The sequence below is a fragment of the Pseudomonas sp. PIC25 genome (assembly GCF_002286785.1).
Classification (GTDB): Bacteria; Pseudomonadota; Gammaproteobacteria; order Pseudomonadales; family Pseudomonadaceae; genus Pseudomonas_M.
This window is the reverse complement of sequence record NZ_MUJY01000063.1, coordinates 1-3,705: the sequence shown is the minus strand read 5'-3', so window position 1 is coordinate 3,705 and position 3,705 is coordinate 1. Positions and strand designations below refer to the sequence as shown.

Annotated in this window: 3 protein-coding genes and 1 pseudogene; all 4 read left to right on the top strand. The window is 52.3% G+C overall.

Annotated features, from left to right (window positions below):
- Nucleotides 1–778, top strand: a pseudogene (locus BZL41_RS07305) (calcium-binding protein); the annotation flags it as partial.
- Nucleotides 779–917: 139 nt separating this feature from the next.
- On the top strand, nucleotides 918–1,166 hold the full coding sequence (locus BZL41_RS27875; protein WP_143518039.1) for a hypothetical protein: 249 nt from the start codon (nucleotides 918–920) through the stop codon (nucleotides 1,164–1,166).
- Nucleotides 1,167–1,870: 704 nt separating this feature from the next.
- Nucleotides 1,871–2,263 (top strand): hypothetical protein, encoded by a 393-nt coding sequence (locus BZL41_RS27870; protein WP_143518038.1) that lies wholly within the window; start codon nucleotides 1,871–1,873, stop codon nucleotides 2,261–2,263.
- Between the two features lie 12 nt (nucleotides 2,264–2,275).
- Nucleotides 2,276–3,705: hypothetical protein (locus BZL41_RS27865; RefSeq protein WP_218224470.1), on the top strand; the 1,430-nt coding region annotated here is incomplete at its 3' end.

Genomic DNA, 3,705 nt, shown 5'->3' with positions numbered 1-3,705 from the left:
TCCCGTGCTGGGCGATCTGAAACCGGTGGATTTCGATGCTTCCGCCGAGGGCGAGCAGATCGACTACGACCAGTGGGGCAACGTCCGGGTGACCGACAAGCTGGAGGCGGATCGCGAAGACCGGCTGTTCGATACCGATGGCAACGACCATCTGCAAGGCCTGGGTGGCAATGACAACCTGCGCGGCACCCACGGCGGACATGACCGCCTGGATGGCGGCGCGGGCGACGACGTGCTGCACGACGACAAGGGCGACGACACTCTGATCGGCGGAACGGGGTCGGATCGCCTGCTGGCCGGCGAGGGCAATGACCGCTTGTTCGCCGGGCAGGCGCAGAGCCTGTCCGAAGCCTTGCAGGCCGAGCCGGAGAAAGGGCTGGCGACACGCGGCGACTGGCTGGACGGCGGCCGGGACGACGACCAGCTCATCGGCAGCGACGGGGTGGACATGCTTCTCGGCGCCGAAGGGAAAGACACGCTCTACGGCGGGGCGGGGGACGATCACCTGCATGGCGATGGGGTCACCGGCTGGGTGAATGGCGACTGGTTGGCTGTGCTGGGTGTCAAACAACAGGGCGGAACTACCGTTTATACAACCGAAGAGACGGGCGCCGATTTGGGGAGCAATGCCACGGAGGGTGACGACGATGTACTGATCGGTGGCGGCGGGAATGACTTCTTGAGCGGAGACTCTGATGATGGCTTGCATTTGTACCGCTATTGGAAATGGCCGGCGAGAACATGTAACCCCCGGTTTGCGGCGTTAAGACTTTCCTGACCCTTGTAAGTGTTTCGATATCCGCTCTGTTTTTGTGATCCATTCTGCTCCGGCACTTCCTTCCGTCCGAGGACAATAGCGGGCAGCCATTAGTTTCTTCTGTTGCCGTTCTTTTTTGGTGCAGGACAGGGAGCTGTTCATGATTCGACGGATTGCACCGGGCTGGGGATTTGCCCCTGCTGTTGATTGCACGCCTTTCATCGCAACTGTCTCGGATGTTGCGCTTTCATTCTTCGTTCAATTCTTTAGCAAGATGCCTTGGGTCGCCTGGCTGACTTACCTTTTCCCTTCTGATGCTGGGCGGCTGCCCGATTGTTGGCTCGATACGCTGACTAAGGTCGTTTCGGAAAAACTAAGAAACTTTCTGAATGCGGGGTGTGGGAATTGATAATGGGGACTAGGGGTTGTAGTGTCTGTGAGTTATTTTGTTGGGGAAAATATAAATCTAGCTTTTGCTTGTGGAGGAACTAAGCGGGTACCAAAAAGTAAGCTGATAATCCTTGCGAGCCGAACGCGGGGGTAGGTGCTGTGACGTTAGCGCTTGGCGCGGCTCGTATGTTTACCTGATTTTCTGGTGACCGCTTATATGGGTGGGGCGCCATGGAAGGATAGCTCTTACAAGATTGGTGATGTTGTTAGGTATAAGCTGGAACGCAAGTCGGAAGCTGTTTCGAGGGAATATCGAATTAGAAAAAAACACTTTGATTCTCATGGAATTGGAAAGTGGTACGGTTGTTCTGAGTTTGGCGCGTTTTGTTTTAACTCTTACTGATCCAAAGAATACATTATTTGGTATGAGTGATGTGGTGGAGTGTCCAGTTCGTAAGATGAGATTGCTCAGATAAGAAGTTACCTTGGGATAAGGTAATGCGTTGGGGTTTGGCTGCCTCAGTTGCTTGTTTTCGATGTTAGACCTGGGGGTGGGTTTTGAGAGTAAAGACGAAAGTTCTTGCTGCTATAGGGATTGTAGGAGTCTCATGGTTCGGGTGGTGGGTCTCTGATATCCCCATTGGATATTATGAGTTTAGGGAGCGCTGCAATAAGGAAGGGGGGGCTAGGCTGTTAGGGGTAGTAGCGACGGACTCAGGTTGGATGGCTTCCTCTGAAGCTCAGGCTAAATCTGTTGTTGCGGCTTATCGCTTCGTGCCGTTTGCTAGATACGTTTCGGATAATGGCCAGTTAAAGGATGTTCGTTATAAAGGTAGTAATCCTTTGTTGAGTGGCTCTTATGTTATTGAGAATGCTAATTTGGAGAGGGTTGTCAGTTATAAGTATTCCATAAAAAGCGAGAATGTTCCCAATGCAATTCGACTGCGTAAGGATGCCAGGCTTTTGGTTGATTTGCTCACCGAAAAGGAGTTGTTTATCTCGGTTAGTTATACTTATACATGGACTAATCCTGAACGTACTTTGCTGGGTAGGAGTGACAAGGTGCGTTGCCCTGCTTTTGTTGATGAGCGGAACTCCATTAATTCTCTTTTTTGATTCTGGTGTTTTATGATCTCGAAATATTACGAGTTTTCTAGGTTAGCGGTGGCTTCGTATGCGAATTTCGCCGAATCACTTGAGGAGCCGGTTGAGACCCTGGGGAACGGGGCAGATATGACCTTCACTCAGGCAAAGGAATTTTTAAAAGAATATGATGTAATACAACATTATCCTAATGACTCATTGGGGTTTAGTGCTACTCTTTTTAAAAACAGAGATGGTCAGCTTTATTTGGCCGTCCGTGGTACAGAAATTCCTTCGGATATTGTTCCGGATTTTTTTGTCTCCGATATGTTTCAGATAGGCCCTGAGGGATATGCAAAGTCCCAGGCGGAATCCCTTTACCGATACTGGCGGAAGCTCACGACTGTCGGTGGGGAACCGGTCAGTTACAGTGACCTGGAGATATCTCAGCTTTATGGGATCAGTAGGGGAATTCTAGGGCTGAATTTCATCGACTCCAAATCAGTCGATTACCTGAGTTTTCGGGCAGGCTTATTAGGTGATAAAGGAATTGAGGGAGGACAGCCAGCAGGGACTTCTTTGGTGGCACCCGATGCTGTCGTCAACGTGGCCGGACATAGTCTGGGTGGTCACTTATCCATGCTGTTCGCCCGGTTCTTTCCTGAGAATACCGGAGAAGTCGTGACGCTCAATGCACCGGGTTTTTTCACCGGCAGCTCATTGCTGACAACGCTCGGTTTTCCACCGCCGGAGAATCATAAAATTACGCGCCTGGAGGCCGATGGCGATGGTATCTCCGAGTTAGGCGCTTCCGGTTTCTGGCCGGGTACGAAAGTGGCTATTGCCCAAGAAAATGAGCCGGGAGCGGTAGCAGCCATCAGTACCAACCACTCCAGCGTCAACGGTAACGATGCTTTGGCGCTGATGCGGGTCATTGTGCTGCTGGACGCTCGGTTGGATCGCGATATCGCTACGCTGTCGGACCTGATCCGTGCTGCGTCGACGGAGCCAGGGAATTCGTATGAAGAGTTGCTGGATGGTTTTCGCACGTTGGTACTGGGCAAAGGTCTCACTGCAACTCGTCGCACGACTGGAACCGATCCTTTAGAGCGTGAGCCGTATTACAAACATCTCCAAGAGCTGGAAACGGCGATCACCGACGGCCAACTTCTCAATGCCGTAACCATCAAGTCGCTTTCCAATCTGACCGCAGAAGATCTTATCGGCCAAGCTCATTCGAGCCTTGCCTATCGTTACGCTTTGGTCGAGACGAACCCTTTCGTGATTCTGGGACGGGACAGCTTATATGAGCGCCACAACCAACACGGCGAACTCGAACTCTACGACTCCACCACCGGCACCGGAAAACTCACTATCGAATGGCTGACCGCCCGCGCCGACCTGCTCAACCGCCAGATCCAAGCGGCCTTGGTGGATCGCGCACTGACGCAAGATCCGTTTACCCGCTTCGGCAC